The organism is Actinomadura soli, assembly GCF_005889715.1.
GTDB classification, from domain to species: Bacteria; Actinomycetota; Actinomycetes; order Streptosporangiales; family Streptosporangiaceae; genus Spirillospora; species Spirillospora soli.
Genome location: NZ_VCKW01000020.1, coordinates 1 through 17594 on the forward strand (window position 1 = coordinate 1; position 17594 = coordinate 17594).

16 protein-coding genes are annotated in these 17594 nt (G+C 70.8%); 9 read left to right on the forward strand and 7 right to left on the reverse strand.

Translation table 11 applies throughout. The features are described 5' to 3' along the window. The 4 genes from ETD83_RS05935 to mtrA form a co-directional block, all read right to left on the reverse strand. A partial coding sequence (locus ETD83_RS05935; protein ID WP_138644034.1) for a ComF family protein occupies positions 1–688 on the reverse strand: 688 nt, incomplete at its 3' end. A gap of 75 nt (positions 689–763) precedes the next feature. Further along, positions 764–2593 (reverse strand): LpqB family beta-propeller domain-containing protein, encoded by a 1830-nt coding sequence (locus tag ETD83_RS05940; RefSeq protein WP_230420713.1) that lies wholly within the window; start codon positions 2591–2593, stop codon positions 764–766. Next, on the reverse strand, positions 2590–4215 hold the full coding sequence (gene mtrB / locus ETD83_RS05945) for an MtrAB system histidine kinase MtrB (RefSeq protein ID WP_230420714.1): 1626 nt from the start codon (positions 4213–4215) through the stop codon (positions 2590–2592). The genes ETD83_RS05940 and mtrB overlap by 4 nt, the downstream gene beginning before the upstream one ends. A 177-nt stretch (positions 4216–4392) precedes the next feature. Beyond that, positions 4393–5070: an MtrAB system response regulator MtrA gene (gene mtrA / locus ETD83_RS05950; RefSeq protein ID WP_067453668.1), complete on the reverse strand. Its 678-nt coding sequence runs from the start codon at positions 5068–5070 to the stop codon at positions 4393–4395. Between the two features lie 444 nt (positions 5071–5514). Between mtrA and ETD83_RS05955 the strand changes: the two genes are divergently transcribed. From ETD83_RS05955 to ETD83_RS05975, 5 genes are all read left to right on the forward strand, one after another. Continuing rightward, positions 5515–6615 carry a glycerophosphoryl diester phosphodiesterase membrane domain-containing protein gene (locus tag ETD83_RS05955; RefSeq protein WP_138644036.1) on the forward strand — a complete coding sequence of 367 codons (1101 nt, stop codon included), beginning with the start codon at positions 5515–5517 and terminating at the stop codon, positions 6613–6615. Then, entirely contained in the window at positions 6612–7319 is a 708-nt protein-coding gene (locus tag ETD83_RS05960) for a DUF4129 domain-containing protein (RefSeq protein WP_230420715.1), read from the forward strand. Before ETD83_RS05955 ends, ETD83_RS05960 begins: the two co-directional genes overlap by 4 nt. Continuing rightward, positions 7313–8536, forward strand: a complete 1224-nt coding sequence (locus tag ETD83_RS05965) for a DUF4350 domain-containing protein (protein ID WP_138644037.1) — start codon at positions 7313–7315, stop codon at positions 8534–8536. The genes ETD83_RS05960 and ETD83_RS05965 overlap by 7 nt, the downstream gene beginning before the upstream one ends. A 98-nt stretch (positions 8537–8634) precedes the next feature. Then, a complete protein-coding gene (locus ETD83_RS05970; protein ID WP_230420718.1) occupies positions 8635–9573 on the forward strand; it encodes an AAA family ATPase in 939 nt (312 codons plus the stop codon). Beyond that, positions 9573–10865 carry a DUF58 domain-containing protein gene (locus ETD83_RS05975; RefSeq protein WP_138644039.1) on the forward strand — a complete coding sequence of 431 codons (1293 nt, stop codon included), beginning with the start codon at positions 9573–9575 and terminating at the stop codon, positions 10863–10865. The genes ETD83_RS05970 and ETD83_RS05975 overlap by 1 nt, the downstream gene beginning before the upstream one ends. A gap of 8 nt (positions 10866–10873) precedes the next feature. Here ETD83_RS05975 and ETD83_RS05980 read toward each other — a convergent pair whose 3' ends face one another. Continuing rightward, entirely contained in the window at positions 10874–11869 is a 996-nt protein-coding gene (locus ETD83_RS05980; protein WP_138644040.1) for a stage II sporulation protein M, read from the reverse strand. 73 nt (positions 11870–11942) lie between these two features. Here ETD83_RS05980 and ETD83_RS45250 point away from each other — a divergent pair, with 73 nt between their 5' ends. The 4 genes from ETD83_RS45250 to ETD83_RS06000 all read left to right on the forward strand — a co-directional run bounded on the left by ETD83_RS45250 (position 11943) and on the right by ETD83_RS06000 (position 15564). Next, the gene (locus ETD83_RS45250; protein WP_138644041.1) at positions 11943–13037 is read left to right on the forward strand and encodes an RDD family protein; all 1095 of its coding nucleotides are present in this window, start codon (positions 11943–11945) and stop codon (positions 13035–13037) included. 530 nt (positions 13038–13567) lie between these two features. Then, positions 13568–14065, forward strand: coding sequence for a bacterioferritin (gene bfr / locus ETD83_RS05990; protein WP_138644042.1), 498 nt, complete (start codon positions 13568–13570; stop codon positions 14063–14065). Positions 14066–14254: 189 nt separating this feature from the next. Next, positions 14255–14938, forward strand: coding sequence for a putative 2OG-Fe(II) oxygenase (locus tag ETD83_RS05995; protein WP_138644043.1), 684 nt, complete (start codon positions 14255–14257; stop codon positions 14936–14938). Continuing rightward, positions 14935–15564, forward strand: a complete 630-nt coding sequence (locus ETD83_RS06000) for a hypothetical protein (protein ID WP_138644044.1) — start codon at positions 14935–14937, stop codon at positions 15562–15564. Before ETD83_RS05995 ends, ETD83_RS06000 begins: the two co-directional genes overlap by 4 nt. Before the next feature lie 13 nt (positions 15565–15577). On the opposite strand, the gene ETD83_RS06005 is transcribed toward ETD83_RS06000, so the two are convergent. Next, positions 15578–16156, reverse strand: coding sequence for a hypothetical protein (locus ETD83_RS06005; protein WP_138644045.1), 579 nt, complete (start codon positions 16154–16156; stop codon positions 15578–15580). Positions 16157–16159: 3 nt separating this feature from the next. After that, the gene (gene ahcY, locus ETD83_RS06010; protein ID WP_138644046.1) at positions 16160–17416 is read right to left on the reverse strand and encodes an adenosylhomocysteinase; all 1257 of its coding nucleotides are present in this window, start codon (positions 17414–17416) and stop codon (positions 16160–16162) included. Between the last annotated feature and the right edge of the window lie 178 nt (positions 17417–17594).

The following is a 17594-nucleotide window of genomic DNA, read 5'->3' on the forward strand; positions in this document are numbered from 1 at the left end:
TGATGGGGCTACCGCCGAGATCTACACCGTCTAATTCGTCGGCAGCGTCAGAGGTGTATAAGAGACAGGGGATGGCTCCTGCGGCGCGCAGGGCACGAGCCGCCTCGGCTAAGGAGGCGCCTGTGGTGACGACGTCGTCCACCAGGATCACCTGGCGGCCGGCCATGCCGGGTGGCGTCGCTTCGAGGGCGCCGTCGAGGTTGGTGAGGCGTTGTGCGGCCGTCAGACCCGCTTGGTCGTCTACCCGTCTTCGTTGTCTCAGCGCGTCCAGGCCGGTTACCGGTATGCCTTCGGCGCGTAGGCGGTGTAGCGCGACGGCGACCGTTCCGCGTAAGGGGTCATGGCCCCGCCGCCTGAATGACCCGCGTCTGGACGGCACCCACACCACCGTGTGAGGCGGCTCAAGCCTTGTCAGGGCGGCCTGGATGGCCGTTGCCAGGGCCTCGCCGAGTGGGACGGCCAGGGCCGTCCGGCCGCGTTCCTTGTAGGCGGACAGGATCGTCCGTAGGGGGCCGTCGTAGGTGGTGATCGTCCAGGGAGGCGGGAGGCCGTCCGGTGCCGTTCTCGCGGGCCTTGCGGGGCCCTGCAGGGGCATCGCGCAGGCGTCGCAGAGCAGGACGGGCTCCCCGCCGCATCCGGCGCAGCGTTCGGGAAGCAGCAGGTCGATCAGGTCGGCGAGCAGGTTCATGGGTACGACGATGCCCGCGCCGTCACGCCCTCGTCCCGGACTCCGCGAACTGTGGATAACCCGCGAAACGCGGCGTCAGCCGGGGTAGTTGGGGTCCTTGGCCGGGGTGGGGCAGATCCACGGGCTGTAGGAGTTGCTCGGGGCGCGCTGGCGGCAGACCTGGTCCTTCCCGGACGAGCGGGTGCCGATCAGGATCGGGGCGCCGGGGGCGGCGGCGATCGTCCGGGGCTCGCCGAGGGAGCCGACGCCGAGCGACGTGATGGCGCTGCCGCTGATCGGCATCAGGAACGGGAGGGTCTGCGAGTCGCGCTTGGCACGGCCGAGCACGGCGAAGGTGTTGTAGTCGCGCCAGGCGAGATCGACCGCGTCCTGGAGTTCGGAGCTCACTGGCAGGAAGGAACCGACGTCCAGGGAGCCGTCGGGCGCGTGGGCGATGCGACCCAGCTGGACCTGGGGGCGGCCGTCGATGTGGGCGATGACGGCGGCGCGGACACCGTCGCGGGCCAGGCGGAAGGCGCTGACCTCACGGCCGCCGAGCCCCCAGTGCGCGGCGCGGACAGGTGGCTTGCCACGCGGACGTACCCAGAGCCACGATTCGTCCTTCTTGCTCTCCACGACCCACAGGGTGCCGTCACGGCTCCAGGTCGGGGCGGTGAAGCGGGACCCCGCCTGCGCGTTGAGCAGCACGCGCGGGGCGGGCGCACCGGTGAGGGGTGCGGCCACCAGGACCTGGTCGCCCGCAGAGCTGAGACCGGCGAACTCCCGGTAGTCGGGCGCGATGGCGGGACGGGAGAGGCGCCCGGCGGCACCGGTCACGACGGGCTGGGCGCGGTCGCTCTGCAGGGTGCCCAGGAAGCCGGACGGGCCCACGACGTACGCGTTCTGGTGGGACTCCCCCTGCGGAACCTGACCGTCGGGCGAGTTCGGCTCCCAGGCGTGCACGGGATGGGTCGACTCCATGCCCTCGGGAGTGACGGTCTCGCCGTCGATCCTCAGCCGCCACCGCTTGATTTCCGAGAGCTGACGCATCGTCCAGCTGAGCTGTGCCGACATCTGCTCGACGCTTCCGGCACGGGCCTGTTTGGTGAGGTCGACGGTGGCGACCTCCTTGTCGACCTGCACGCCGTGCCGCAGGCGGGTCCCGGCGGGGAAGGCGGTGTGGACGGCGCCGTTGAGCCAGGACGTCGGCCCGTCCAGCAGGGCCTGGACGAGCTGTGTCGGCAGCGTCTGCCGGTTCACGACGGGCAGGAAGATGCCGTTGGGGACGAGGGTCTGCTGGTTGGGCGCGAAGAAGAACAGGTTGACGGTGCGCATGGCGCGCTCTACGTCGTCCTTGGAGAGCAGCAGCCCGGTCTTGTCGTCGCCGGGCACGCTGGTGATGCGCCAGACACCCTGCGGCGTCTTGGCGAGCAGGAACGTGGCCTCAAGGCCCTTCGGGGAGGCGGTGTACTGGCCGTCGGTGGAGATGGTGCCGAGTTCCTCGCCGAGGACCTTGACCGTCGCCTGGTTCGCGGACACCCTGACGACCTGCGGCTCGGTGATGCGGCTGGTCAGGACGGTCACGGACGGCCGCAGCCCCGGGTTCCAGGAGCTCTGGCCGCCGAGGTACATCCGGGCGACCTTGTGGTTGTCGTCGAAGCTCGCGGACGCCGCGAGGAACCCGGAGACGATCTGCGCGGGCCCCCATTCGGGACGCGGTTTCACCGGGATCAGCCGGACGTAGGGGTCGTCGACGCGTTCGGCGCGTTCGGCGGGCTTGCCGGTGATGACCTGGCCGCCGCTGGGCAGGGACGCGCATCCGGCCCCGCCGAGGACGAGCGCGGCGACCGCCAGCCGGCCGATCACCCGGCCGAGCCCGGCGCGGCCGGACATCCGGCCGGGCCTGGCGTGGCCGCGCGTGGTCACTCTCCGGCCTCCAGTTCGGCGTACAGCGGGCGGGCGTCACCGGCCCCTGGAGGGACGAGCGGGAGGGGGGAGCCCCTGAGTTCGGCCCCGGCGGTGCGAGGCAGCGAGAGACGGAACTGGGAGCCCGCACCGGGCTCTCCCCACGCCTGCAGCCACCCGCCGTGCAGCTGCGCGTCCTCGCGGGAGATCGACAGGCCGAGGCCGGTGCCGCCGGTGGTGCGGGCGCGGGCGGGGTCGGCGCGCCAGAAGCGGTCGAAGACCATCTGCCCCTCCCCTGGCTTGAGCCCCACGCCGTGGTCGCGGACGGCGACGGCGACGGCGTCCCGGTCTGCGGCCACGGACACGATGATGTCCTCGCCCTCGCCGTGCTCCACGGCGTTGACGAGCAGGTTGCGCAGGATGCGCTCGACGCGGCGGCGGTCGACCTCCGCCATGCAGGGCTCGCCCGGCAGTTGCAGGACGACTTTGCTGCCCTTGCGCTCGGACAGCCCCTGGATGTCGCCCACGACGCGCAGGACGAGGTCGCGCATGTCCAGGGACTCGACGTCCAGCGTCGCCGCGCCCGCGTCGTGCCGGCTGATCTCCAGCAGGTCGGCCAGGAGCGACTCGAACCGCTCCAGTTGGCTCTGCAACAGCTCCGCGGAGCGGCCGACCGCCGGGTCGTCGAAGGTGTCGCGGTATTCGTAGAGCATGTCCGCGGCGATCCTGATGGTGGTCAGGGGCGTGCGGAGCTCATGGGAGACGTCGGAGACGAACTGGCGCTGCACCTGCGACAGGTCTTCCAGTTCGCCGATCTTTTCCTGCAGGTTCGCGGCCATGTCGTTGAAGGAGCGGGCAAGGCGCGCCAGATCGTCCTCACCGCGGACCCTCATGCGCTCTTCAAGCCGTCCGGCGGCGAGCCTCTGCGCGCCCTGGGCGGCCAGCCGCACGGGAATGACGACCTGCCGCGTCACCAGCGAGGCGATCGCCGCCAAAAGCAGCACTAGGACGATACCCACCCCGGCCATGGACCGACCCACATTGGTCAGGGTCCGCTGTTCCTCCTCAAGCCGGAACAGGTAGTACAGCTCGAACCGGCCGGTCGTGCCGCCGACGATGAGGCCGCTTTCGGACGGACGGTCATCGACATAGGAAAGCTTGCCGTAGGTGTAGGCGCGTGCACCCGCGGGCGCGTTCCTGAGTTCCTCCCGAAGCCGCCGTGGGACGCTCTCCTGCCGCAGTTCGTTGGTCGTGTAGCCGTCGAAGTACTGGTCTGTGGTGTCGCGGATGTAGACCTCGTACAACCCGGACGGACCGCTACGCGACTTGAGCCGCTCGATCGTCGAATTGAGCTTGCTGCCGTCCTCGGGCGAGTTCCCCAAGTCGCGCTGTACCTGCGCCAGGCCGTCGTCCAACTGGAGGCGTGCCGCCTTGACCTTGCCGTCCATGAGGGCCGACGACACCTGCTGCATCAGGAACGCGCCCAGGATCGCCACGACGATCGCCGAAATGAACAGGGTCGACGTGACGATGCGTACCTGGATCGAACGCCGCCACCTCGTGTAGCCCGTCCGCGCGGCGGTGCGCAGGACGCGCCGAAGCGCGCGCAGGCCGCGCCGGGCAGGCCGCATCGCCCTCTTCATGTCGGCTTTCATGAGAGGTCCGCGATGCGGCGTGGCCCTGAACGCAGGGCTCCGGGAGAGTGCTGGACGGTCATCGGCGTGTCACGGGGGATACGGCCCTGGCGGAAACTACGGCGGTGTCATGGAATTCGGCGATCGCGGTGCCGTCCTGTGGTGTGTCATCGGGACACCGCGAGGTCAGGCGGGCCCGGCCTTGTAGCCGACACCGCGCACGGTGACGACGATCTCGGGACGTTCCGGGTCTTTCTCGATCTTGGCGCGGAGGCGCTGCACGTGGACGTTCACCAGGCGCGTGTCGGCGGCGTGCCGGTAGCCCCAGACCTGCTCCAGCAGGACCTCGCGGGTGAACACCTGGCGTGGCTTGCGGGCCAGCGCCACCAGGAGGTCGAACTCCAGCGGCGTCAGCGGGATGTGCTTGTCGCCGCGCTTGACCGAGTGGCCGGCGACGTCGATGGTGATGTCGCCGATCTGGAGGGTCTCCGGCGCGGGCTCGTCGGTGCGGCGCAGGCGGGCGCGCACGCGCGCCACCAGCTCCTTCGGCTTGAACGGCTTGACGATGTAGTCGTCGGCGCCGGACTCCAGGCCGAGGACGACGTCGACGGTGTCGCTCTTGGCCGTCAGCATGACGATCGGCACGCCGGACTCGGCGCGGATCTGCCGGCACACGTCGATGCCGTCCGCCCCGGGCAGCATCAGGTCGAGCAGCACGAGGTCCGGCCGGGTCTCCCGGAACGCCTCGAGCGCCTTGTCGCCGTCGTGGACGAACGACGGCTCGAAGCCCTCGCCCCTCAGCACGATGCCGAGCATCTCGGCGAGCGCGAGATCGTCGTCGACGACCAGTACACGTCCTCTCATGGCCCTCATCGTCACAAAGTCGGGGTTCGGTGGAGTGAGCGCTTCTCATCCTCGCCAGGGCCGGCGGGTGCCGGCCCGTGCGTGTCGTCGGGTGAGAAGTTCTCCGCGGCGCTATGCTCCGGCCCCACCTCGCCAGGGAGAGAAATGCCTTGGCGTGCAAGGCTACCCGCGTTTGCGTCGTACATGGCTCCCCCGGGATCCGGTGCGCGGCACGGAATTGTAGAGGTGACTCCCGAAACGCGCGCAAGGTTGACCGGGATCGGCAGATTCCGGCGGTCCGGCGGCACCTGGAGCGCGCGGATCGCCACCCGCCGGGCCGGGGACGGCAATCGCGGCACTTCGCCCGTGACAGGATGACCTGACCGGCCGGACGTCAGGGGGTCTGGGGAGAAACCCGGCGGGCGCGCCGGAAGACCCCAGCCAGAGATCGCAGGGAGCCACGACATGCCGGGACCGGACGGCTGGGACGACGACGCGGACGTCGACGCGCAGGGCGTCCCGTTCCGTCCCATGTCCATCTCGGAGATGCTGGACGGCGCGATCGCCGGGATCCGGCGGCGCCCGCGCACGTCCCTGGGCCTGTCCGTGGGGATCAGCACGGTGATCCAGGTGGCGAGCTCGGTCGCCGCGTACTTCTTCATCGGCGACGAGGCCCGCGGTGAGGTCACCCCGGACGTGCTGATGGAGTCGCTCGGCGCGCAGCTCACGCTGACGGTGATGGGCCTGGTGCTGTCGGCGTACGGAATTCTCCTGCTCTCCGGGTTGCTCGCGCCGATCCACGGCCGGGAGCTGGTCGGCATGCCGATCGCGCCCCGGCAGGCGTGGCGGGACGCCAGGCCCCGCCTCGGCCGGCTGGCCGCGACCGCGGCGGCCGTCATGGGTATCTCGCTCCTCGCACTGGTCCTGCCGATCCTGCCGTTCGCCCTGCTGATCGCCGCCGACGCGCATCCGGGGCTGAGCGTGCTCGCGGGAATCCTGGGCTTCCCCATCGGCATAGGGCTGATGGTGTGGCTCTATCTGCTGTTCGTCCTGGCCGTCCCAGCGGTCGTCTTGGAACGGCAGACGGTGAGGGGTGCGCTTCGCAGGGCGGTGACCCTGTCCAAGGGCCGCTGGTTCCGGACGTTCGGGACGCTTCTGCTGGCCCTGCTCGTGACGGTGTTCATGGGCTTCTTCGCGCTGCGGATCCCGTTCCTGTTCGTGCAGCTGATTGTCTTCGGTGACTCTTCTGGCAGCGATTCGACGATGGCGGCCCTCGCCGTGGACACGCTCGGCCGGATCGTGAGCTGGTCGGTCGTGCTGCCGTTCGACGCCGGTGTCATCGCCTTGCTCTACATGGACAGACGGATGCGCCGCGAAGGCTTCGACCTTGAACTGCGCACGCGAGGACGCTCCGTCACCGCCATCTCGTCCGCCCCGGGCAACGGGACTGGGAACGGCGCAGAGAACGGCGCCGGAAACGACCAGGACGGCCAGGAGGAAGGCTTCATCGGCCTGTGGCGAACCGGTCCGCAGCCGGCACGTCCGGGAACGGGAGCGAACCCATGACGCGCATGCCCACGCTGCTCGATTCCGCGGCTCTCGATCCCGTCGGTAGGGACGAGGCACGCGAGATGGCCCGCCGCGAGCTGGAGAAGCAGGTCTACCAGCGCGACAAGCCGTCCTGGCTGCAACGCACCTGGGACGACTTCTCCGAATGGCTGCAGGATCTGTTCAACGGGTCCCCTGCGCCGGACACGCAAGGGAGCGGCAGCGGCTGGGCGTCGATCGTCGTCATCATCGTCGTGGTGCTCATCGCGGTGGCGATCGTCGCGTGGCTGATGCGGGGGCGCCGCAACCTGCGCTCCCGGAACGACCCCCTGCTGGAGGACGAGACGTCCACCGCGCTCGACCACAGGGACGCGGCGGAACGTCACGCGGCGGCCGGGCAGTGGGCGGAGGCGATCCGCGAACGGCTCCGCGCGATAGCCCGCGACCTGGAGGAACGGGCGGTCCTGGCCGCGCGTCCCGGCCGTACCGCCGACGAGCTGGCGCAGGAGACGGGCGAGGCCGTGCCGGAGCTGGCCGAGGACCTGCGCGTCGCCGTGCGGATCTTCGACGACGTCTGGTACGGCGACCGTCCGGGCACCGCCGAGGGATACGCGCAGGTCAAGGACGTGGACGAGAAGCTGCGGGCGGCGAAGCCGAAGCCGCTGGAGGCCGATGACCTGATGCCGGCGGGCGCCGGTGAGGACGGAGGCCCGCGATGGTGACGCAGACGCCCCCGCGGAGCGGGGCGGGGCAGGCCGGACCCACGGGCGCCGAGCCGTCCGCGCGGCAGGTCGCGGGGCGCCGCTGGCGGTCGGCCCGCGGCGTCGTCGCGGTGATCCTCGCCATGGTCGTGATAGCGATCATCCTGGCGGCGCTGCGTCCCTCGACGTCGGCCCAGGCGCTCGACCCCGAGTCGCCCAAACAGGACGGCAGCCGCGCCCTGGCGGAGATCCTCCGGCAGAACGGGGCGCAGGTGACCGTGGCCAGGCACGCGGACGACGCCGTCGAGGCGGCCGGTCCTGGGACGGTCATGGTGGTGACCCGCACCGAGAGGCTCACCAACGAGGACCTGATCCTCCTGAGCAACGCGCAGGCCGATCTTCTGCTCGTCCGGCCCACGTCGTTCGCGCTGGCCGACCTGGCGCCACGGGTGCGCAAGGACGGGCCGACGTTCGAGGACGCCGACGAGCCGGGCTGTTCCCTCCAGGCGGCGACCCTCGCGGGAGCGGTCGCGTTCCACGAGTCGGAGACCTACGAGGTCAGGGGCGGCTCTGCCACGGAGTGCTACAAGACGGAGTACGGCAGTGCACGGGTCGTCCAGGTGCAGAACGGTGCGCACACCGTCACCGTGCTCGGCTCGGCCTCCCCGCTGACGAACCGCCGCCTCACTGAAGAGGGCAACGCGGCACTGGGCATGAACCTGGCGGGCGCCGCCACGGGCTCCTCCGTGGTGTGGCTCGTCCCGGATCTGCCAGAGTCCGGCTCTGGGGCGGGACAGGAGTCGCTCACCGACCTGCTGCCGTTCGGCGTCAAGCTGTTCTTCCTCGAACTCCTGGTCGCGGTCGTGCTGGTCGCGCTGTGGCGATCCCGCCGCCTGGGCCCGGTCGTCGCGGAGGCGCTGCCGGTCATCGTCCGCTCCGCCGAGACGGTCGAGGGACGCGCCCGCCTCTACCGCGCCGGGCACGCCCGTGACCGCGCCTCCGACGCGCTGCGGTCGGGCGCCCGCGAACGGGTCGTCCCGCTGCTCGGCCTGCCCCGCAGCCGCGCGCAGGACCCATCCGCCGCACAGGAGATCGTCACGGCGGTCGCCCGCCGCACGACGTACGACGAGACGTACGTCGGCGCGGCCCTGTACGGTCCTGAACCCTTGGACGACGCGGGGCTCATCGCTCTCAGCGACGTCCTCGACGACCTGGAAAGGCAGGTACGGCAGTCTTGAACCGCCCAGTAGAGCTTGGGAAGGACGACGTGCCCGGCACGAGTAGCGAAAGCGATACTCCGCCGGGGCCGTCCGCGGAGTCGCAGCGCCAGGCCGAGATCGCCCGCGCGGCGCTGACGGCTCTGCGCGGCGAGGTCGCCAAGACGGTCGTCGGCCAGGACTCCGTGGTGACCGGTCTGGTCATAGCGTTGCTCTGCCGCGGCCACGTGCTGCTGGAAGGCGTCCCCGGGACGGCGAAGACGCTGCTCATCAAGACGCTGTCACGCGCCCTCGACCTGGACTTCAAGCGCGTCCAGTTCACCCCTGACCTGATGCCGGGGGACGTGACCGGATCGCTGGTGTACGACAACCGGACGTCGGAGTTCGAGTTCCGCGAGGGTCCGGTCTTCACCAACCTCCTGCTCGCCGACGAGATCAACCGGACGCCGCCGAAGACCCAGGCTTCCCTGCTGGAGGCCATGGAGGAACGGCAGGTCTCCGTGGAGGGCTCCGCGCGCGCTCTGCCCGACCCGTTTGTGGTGTGCGCGACGCAGAACCCGATCGAGTACGAGGGCACCTATCCGCTGCCCGAGGCCCAGCTCGACCGGTTCCTGGTCAAGCTGACCGTGCCCGTGCCCACGCGGGACGAAGAAATCGCCATGATTCAACGGCACGCGGCAGGCTTCGACCCCCGTGATCTGTCAGCGGTGCAGCCGGTCGCGGGCGCGAGCGAACTGGCCGCTGGACGAGCCGCAGTTAGGGCCGTCCACCTCGACCCCAAGGTCGCGGCCTACGTCGTGGACCTGTGCAGGGCGACCCGCCAGTCGCCGTCACTCCAGCTCGGCGTGTCGCCGCGTGGTGCGACGGCGCTGCTGGCCACGTCCCGCGCGTGGGCGTGGCTGTCCGGCCGCGACTACGTGACGCCGGACGACGTGAAGGCGCTGGCCCGGCCGACGCTGCGGCACCGCGTCCAGCTCCGTCCCGAGGCGGAGCTGGAAGGCGCGACGGCAGACGGCGTGCTGGAGGGCATCCTCGCCCACGTCCCCGCCCCGCGCTGATGGCCCTGACCGGACGCCTCGGGCTCCTGGCGCTGCTCAGTGCGGCGATCCCGCTCTTCGCGCCGAGCTGGTGGACGCTGCTCATCGTGTGGGGCGTCCTGCTGCTCGGCGTCGCCGCCGACCTGGCCCTCGCCGGGAACGTGCGCGCGCTGCGCTTCCACCGCTCCGGCGACAAGAACGTCCGCCTCGGCGGGACGGCCCAGGTGTCGCTGATCGTAGAGAACCTCGGACGGCGACGCCTCAAGGCCCGCCTCCGGGACGTGTGGCCGCCCAGCGCCGGAGCCACGCCCCGCAGCGTCAAGGTGGACGTGCCCGCCGGTGAACGGCGACGCGTGGAGATGACGCTGACGCCGACACGGCGCGGCGACCGCAAAGCCGTCACCGTCGTCGTCCGCTCTGTCGGACCGCTCGGACTGGCCGCCCGGCAGCTTTCGCGCGCCGCGCCCTGGACGGTCCGTGCCCTGCCGGCGTTTCCGTCCCGCCGCCACCTGCCCGCCAAGCTCGCACGGCTGCGCGAACTCACCGGGGCGCACGTCGCTCTCATCCGTGGGCAGGGCACAGAGTTCGACTCACTGCGCGAGTACGTGGACGGCGACGACGTCCGTTCCATCGACTGGCGCGCCACCGCGCGCCGTAACGACATCGTCGTCCGCACGTGGCGTCCCGAACGCGACCGGCGGATCTACCTCGTGCTCGACACGGGCCGTACGTCCGCGGGCCGCGTCGGTGACATTCCCCGGCTCGACTGCTCGATGGACGCGGCGATGCTCCTCGGCGCCCTGGCGTCCCGCGCGGGCGACCGCGTCGACCTGCTCGCCTACGACCGGCGCGTCCGTGCCCGCGTCGAGGGCGCGTCCAGGACCGACCTGCTGCCCGCGATGGTGCACGCCCTCGCGCCGCTGGAGCCGGAGCTGATCGAATGCGACGCCGCCGGAATGGTGTCGACGTTGATGGCCCGCGTCCGCCAGCGGTGCCTCGTCGTGCTGCTCACCGAGCTGAACACGGCCGCGATCGAGGAGGGCCTGCTCCCGCTGCTGCCGCAGCTCACCGCCCGCCACCTCGTCATGATCGCCGCGGTGTCCGATCCGCGGGTCGGCGAGATGGCGGCCGCAAGGGGCGACCTCGCCTCCGTGTACGACGCCGCCGCCGCGGAACGCGCGCGCGCCGACCGCCGCCGCCTCACCGCCGAGCTGCGCGGCCACGGCGTAGAGGTCGTGGACGCGCCTCCCGAGGAGATAGCCCCCGCGCTAGCCGACGCCTACCTAGCCCTAAAAGCCGCGGGACGCCTCTAACCCCTGGGCTAGCCGGCGACAGGGGCCAGGTCGGGCCGGAGGTCGGCGTCGCCCGTCTCGCCCTTCCGGGTGGCGCGGCGGCCCAGGACGATCACGTACGCGAGGAACGCGACCTCTGCGACGACGCCGATGGAGATGCGCAGCCAGGTGGTGTGCACCCAGCCGGTGACGAAGCCCTCGATGAGGCCGGACACGAGCAGGACGGCGACGAGGCCGATGGCGATGCTGACGGCGGCCCGTCCCTCCTCGGCGAGGGCCTGGCCGCGGCGGCGCCGGCCCGGGTCGATGACCGTCCAGCCGAGTTTGAGGCCGCCGGCGCAGGCCAGGTAGACGGCGGTGAGTTCCAGGAGGCCGTGCGGGAGGATCAGCCCGAAGAACACGTCGCCCTTGCCGTAGGCGAACATCAGCCCGCCGGTGAGGCCGAGGTTGATCTGGTTCAGCATCAGGACGTACACGGTGGGGATGCCGAGAAGGATGCCGAATATCAGCGCGATCGCCGACACCCAGGCGTTGTTGACCCATACCTGGAACGCGAACGACGACGCCGAATGCTCGGTGTAGTAGTTCGCGAAGTCGTGCTCGACGAGTTCACGGATCTCGTCCGGTGTCGCGATGCTCGCCTGGACCTCCGGGCTGTGCACGACCCAGATCGCCAAGGCCAGAGCCAGCAGATTGCCCAGGACGGCGTTGCCGAGCCACCACCACTTCATCCTGTAGGCGGCCGCCGGGAACGACACCGTCGCGAAGCGTGTAACGTCCCGCCACAGAGGGGCTTGGGCGCCGGCCACAGCGGCCCTGGCCCGTGCCACGAGGGACGACAACCGGCCTACGAGCTGAGGGTCCGGAGAGCTCGAACGGACGACCGACAGGTGGGTCGCGGTCCGCTGGTAGAGCTCGACCAGTTCGTCGGCTTCCGCGCCGGTCAGCCTGCGGCCGCGGTTGATGAGCCACTCCAGGCGCTGCCAGTCGGCGTTGTGCGCGGCCACATAGGCGTCGACGTCCACCCGAGGGAGACTAACGCCTCGCTCCGTCCAACCGGCAAAATGGACCGGACCCCAGCCATTGGAGGATCAGGACATGGCCGAACTCGTCACCGGCGAGGCCGTCGCGCTCGACATCAGGGTCGCGCGCCTGGCCAGCCGTGGCTGCGCCATACTGCTCGACCTGCTCTTCCAGATGGTGCTGCTCAACATCGCCATCTACTTCACGGCCATGACGTCGCTCGTCGCGGACGAGGCGTGGACGGTCGGGCTGACGCTCCTCGCGGTCGTGACCGTCCTCGTCGGGTACCCGTGCGTGTTCGAGACGCTGTCGCGGGGACGGACGCTGGGCAAGATGGCCGTGGGCCTGCGCGTCGTCGCCGACGACGGCGGGCCGATCCGGTTCCGGCAGGCCCTGGTGCGGGCACTGGCGGGCGTCATCGAGTTCTGGACGTTCTACGGCTCTCCCGCGCTCATCACCTCGTTCTGCAACCAGCGCGGCAAGCGGCTCGGCGACCTGTTCGCCGGGACGATCGTCATCCAGGAACGGGTCCCGGCGTCGGCGTTCTTCGGTCCCGTCGCCGTGATGCCGCCGCAGCTCGCCTGGTGGGGCCGCTCGCTGGAGCTGTCGCAGCTGTCGGACGAGCTGGCGATGACGGCCCGGCAGTACCTGTCGCGCTTCTGGGAGCTGCTGCCGGAGGTCCGCGACTCGCTGGGGCATCGCATCGCGTCACAGGTCGTCGCGGTGGTGAGCCCGCCTCCGCCGCCGGGCGTCCGCCCGGAGATCCTGCTGTCGGCCGTCCTCGCCGAGCGCCGCCACCGCGAGGAGTGGCGGCTCGCCCAGCGCCGCGCCCGCCGCATGCAGCGCCTCGGCTGGACGGCCTGGACCCCGCAGCCCGCCCCCGCCATGGCGATGGCCGGGCCTCCGCCGTCCGGCCCGCCCCGGCAGGGCCCTCCGGCGCCGCCCCCGTTCAGCGCCCCCGGGCAGGGGCAGCCGCAGTTCCTTCCGCCGCCCAACTACGGCGCGGGGCCGTACCAGCACGTCCTGAACGCCCCTCGTCCGCCCGCTCAGGGTCCGTACCCGTCCGGGGGCTACTCGACCACCGGCCCGGGCCCGGGCGGCCCGTATCCGCCTCCTGGGGCGGTGCCGCCCGGTCCGCCCCCGCAGGGCCCGTACCCGCCGGCCCGCTGACCCTCGGGCGTTCCGTCGCCGCACATCGCCGAAGGCTCAGGAAACGGCTTGTCGCGCCCGATGCCGAGCGCGCACCCGGGACCGCGCTCGGGAATGGCGACGGCCATCGCATGACCATCAAAGATTGCCGTATACCACAAAGACAGCACGCACTGCCGCGACCTTTATGAACAATTCACAATCATTTAGGCTAGCCTAGCCTAAATAAGGTCAGGCAATCCTAAGAATTGTTGGGACGCCCTTCTATTAAAGGCGGTATTCGCGTCCCGCAGAAGGCACGTCCATCGAACAGCCGACGAATACCGCGGGACGCGGCACAATGACCTGCGGGCTCAAGCCGCCGTCCACTTCCGGCACCCGCGGCCCCGCACTCCCGGCGAGAATCTCCACTTCGGCCACCACTGGCAGCCCCGCCCGGGAGCGCCCGAGCCGATCATCGCAGGACAGCCGACGAATTCGCCGCGAGAAGGAAATTGAAGTCGAATTTTCTAAGCTGGTGGACCGTCACCCGCCATGTCAGCGTGAACGTCATGGAAGGTGACAGAGAGATCATCGGGTTGCTCAACGAGCAGCTCACTGCGGAACTCACGGCGATCAACCAGTTCTTCCTGCACGCGAAGATGCAGCAGGACTGGGGCTACGTCCGGCTCGCCAATCACACCCGCTCGGAATCCGTCGACGAGATGAAGCACGCCGAGCGGCTCACCGAACGGATCCTTTTCCTGGAGGGCATGCCGAACTACCAGAAACTCAACCCGCTGCGGATCGGGCAGGACGTTCCCGAGCAGCTCCGGGGGGACCTCGCCCTGGAGATGGAGAACGTGGCCCGGCTGCGTCCCGGCGTCGCGCTGATGCGCGAGCGCGGCGACATCACGTCCGCCCGGATCTTCGAGGAGATCCTCGCCGACGAGGAAGAGCACGTCGACTATCTGGAGACCGAGCTGAGCCTCATCGACTCCATCGGCGAGCACAACTACCTGCAGCGCCTCACCGACGCGCCCGGAGAGGACTTCACCGAGCCCGTCTGAGCCCCGCGCCCGCCGGGCCCACCCATCAGCCCGGTTCCCGGCGCCGTCCCCATGACCACCCCACGCGCGTACCGGGCGCTGAGGGGCCGGACCGATCCCAGGCTGGATCGATCCCAGGCCGGATCGGACGACCCTGGGCGGCCCGGTGCGCGCCGTACCACCCTGACCGGATCGACAAGGAGCACGACCGTGACCGAGACAAGCAATGCCGAGGACACGCTCAGCGGCGCCGACGCCGGCCGCGCCGACCCCGCGGAACGGCTGGTCCTGCAGATGTGGCGGACCCCCGTCTACCAGGCCGACTGCGCCGGCGCCGCCGAGCATCTCCCGAATCTGCGGGAGCTCATCCTGGAGGCGGAGGAGGCCGACCGGCTCGCCGCCGACGCCGGCCGCGTCCACGTGATCAAGTCGTCCCAGACCATGCTGACCTGGCGGCATCCCTCGATCGACTGGCTGAGGCACCAGATCGGCGTCGCGGGGGACGCGCTGGCCCACGCGGCGCTGGGCGAGGCGGCCGGCGAGATCGGCGACGACGACGTCAGCGCCGAGGCGTGGGCGGTGGTCTGCCGCGCCGGTGACTCGCTGCGCCCGCACACCCGCCACGACTCGGCCTGGTCGGGCATCCTGTCCGTCGCCGCGGAGCCCAGCGGCGACAGCGACGCCGGATACCTGCGGCTGCTCGATCCGCGCCCGGCCGCCACGACCCGGACCGCCTCCCCGGGACCGGTCGGCTACTCCCCGGTGCCCGGCCGGATGATCGCCTTCCCGGGCTGGCAGGCCCACTGGATGAGGGCGACCGCCGCCGACTCCCGGCTGCGGATCGCGATCGCCTGGAACATCGCCTACCACGAGCGCTGGAGCCGAGTCTCATGACGATCACCACCACCACCCACGTCCCCGTCCCCGCGGCGGTCCCCTCCTCCAGCCGCGACCGGCGCAGCTGCGGCAACGCAGTGTCGCCCGTCCAGCAGCACTGGGGGACGCCCGTCGCCTTCGCCACGCTCGACCCCGCCGGGCTGCTGTCCTCGTCCGCCGCGGACGTCGGGGCCGAGGGGCCCGCGATGGAGACGCTGCCGCCCGGCGAGATCATCACCGACCTGGAGGCGGCCGCCGCGCGGTTCCGCCGCTCGTTCGGCGCGCTCGCGGACTCCTGCGGGCCCGGCCTCGCGCCGCCCGTCGGCGGCGTCGCGATCGACGTCCAGGTCTGGCGGCACGGCTACGAGCGGCCGGCCGCGAGGCACCCCGCCGACCTGGTCGCGTGGTGGGTGCTGGACGCGGGCCCCTCCGCCGCGCTCACCGGAGCGGGCGCCATCGCCTTCGCCGACCCCCGGACCGGCTCCCCGCGGGCCGCCGCGCCCGGCCGGCCCTGGGGACGCGACCTCGTGGTCCGGCCCGTGACCGGCGCGCACGTCGCCGTCCCGGGCTGGCTCGCCTCGTCGGTGACGCCCCTGGAACGCGGCCAGCACGTCCTTGTGGCGATCGCCTCAAGCCTCCGGTGACCGGGGCAGGGCGCTAGCCCAGCAGGTTGGGCGGGGACTCCAACTCGGTGAGTTCGATGCCCGGGGCGGAGAGAACGACGTCGCCCGCCAGGTGGACGCTTTCGACCTCCCCCGTGGAGAGATCCGTGACCTCGTACTGCGAGACCGGGAGCGGTTCCGTCTCGGTCTCGTACACGGCCGTTCCTGCTCGCCGCCAGCGCCAGGTATTGGTGAGCGGCGAGAGGGACGGACCGCTCAACTGGACGAGACGGACATCGGCCTGCGCGTTCTCGTCAAGTTCCAGTGAGCGGGCGACCGCGATGAGGAAACCGGGCGACTCGCCTACGAAGCCGGACGCCCGTTCGGCGTGTTCGGTGCCCGTCTCTGCGGCGGCGCGTACCCAGGCGACCTCGCGACCGGTGACGCCTCCCCGCACCCACCAGGTCGGGGTGAGGAGTTCGACGCGGATCTGGCGCCACCGTGCGTCCACGACCAGATCCGTGCGGACGCCGTCCGGACGCTGGGATATGTAACGCCAGCCGCCAGGGCCGGGCGCGCACTGGAAGCGTTCCTCAAGGCCCTCGCCTGCGTGCACGTACGTCCCGGACGGCACGGGTCAGGACCCGAGACGCCAGGAGTGCAGATAGTCCTCCTGGTCCTGGGTGAGCCGGTCGATGGAGATGGACATCGACGCCAGCTTGAGGCGGGCGACCTCCGTGTCGATGTCCTTCGGGACGTCGTGGACGGCCGGGGACAGCGTCGCGTGCGCGGTCGCCAGCCACGCGCACGTGAGGGCCTGGTCGGCGAACGACATGTCCATCACGGCGGCCGGGTGGCCCTCGGCGGCCGCCAGATTGACGAGGCGGCCCTCCGCGAGGAGGACGAGACGCCGCCCGTCGGCCATCACGTACTCCTCGGTCTGCGGACGGCTGCCGCGATGCACTTCGACGGCCATCTCGCCCAGCGCGCGAACGTCGATCTCGACGTCGAAGTGCCCCGAGTTCGCAAGGATCGCGCCGTCTTTCATAACGGCGAGGTGCTCACCGTTGACGACATCACGGTTGCCCGTAACGGTGATGAAGACGTCGCCGTTCGCGGCGGCCTCGGCCATGGGCTGGACGGCGAAACCCTGCAACGCGGCATCGAGCGCCTTCACAGGGTCGATTTCGGTGATGACGACCCGGGCCCCTAGGCCGCGGGCCCGTTCGGCCAGGCCGCGCCCACAGAAACCGAAGCCCGCGATGACGATCGTCTTGCCCGCCAGGAGCGTGTTGGTCGCGCGGATGATCCCGTCCAGCGTCGACTGGCCCGTCCCGTAGCGGTTGTCGAACATGTGCTTGGTGTCGGTGTCGTTCACCGCGACCATGGGGAAGCGGAGCGCGCCTTCGAGCGCCATCTGGTGCAGGCGGATGACACCGGTCGTCGTCTGCTCGCAACCCGCCTTGACCGTGCCGAGCAGGTCCGTGCGGTCGATGTGCAGCGTGTTGACCAGGTCGCACCCGTCGTCCAGGACGAGGTCAGGCCCCGTCTCCAACGCCTGGTGAATGTGCGCGTAATAACCCTCGCGGTCTGTCCCCGCGCGGGCGAACACCTCTGCGCCGTACTCCTGGACGAGCGCGGCCGCCGTGTCGTCCTGCGTCGAAAGCGGGTTGGACGCCGCGAGCGCGACACTCGCACCGCCCGCCTGGAGCGTCCGGATGAGCCCCGCCGTCTCGGTCGTGATGTGCATGCACGCGGCGACCTTCAGGCCGTCCAGAGGACGCTCGTCAGCGAACCGCTCCCGGATCTGGCGCAGCACGGGCATGCTCCGGTCGGCCCACTCGATCCGCTTGACGCCCTCATACGCCAGCGAAGCGTCCGCAATATCGCTCATCAGCTCCCCTGCTTATGGCGTTTCTCTCCTCCTTCGGGCCTTGGCGGCCCTCCATCGTCGAGAAACGCGTGCGATCGCTGCATCGCTTCGACTCGCCTGGCGGCTCGCTGCGCGATCAGGTTTCTCGCAAGCTCGAAACCTGCCTTCGGTCGCGATCGCGACCGAAGGCAGGTTGCCA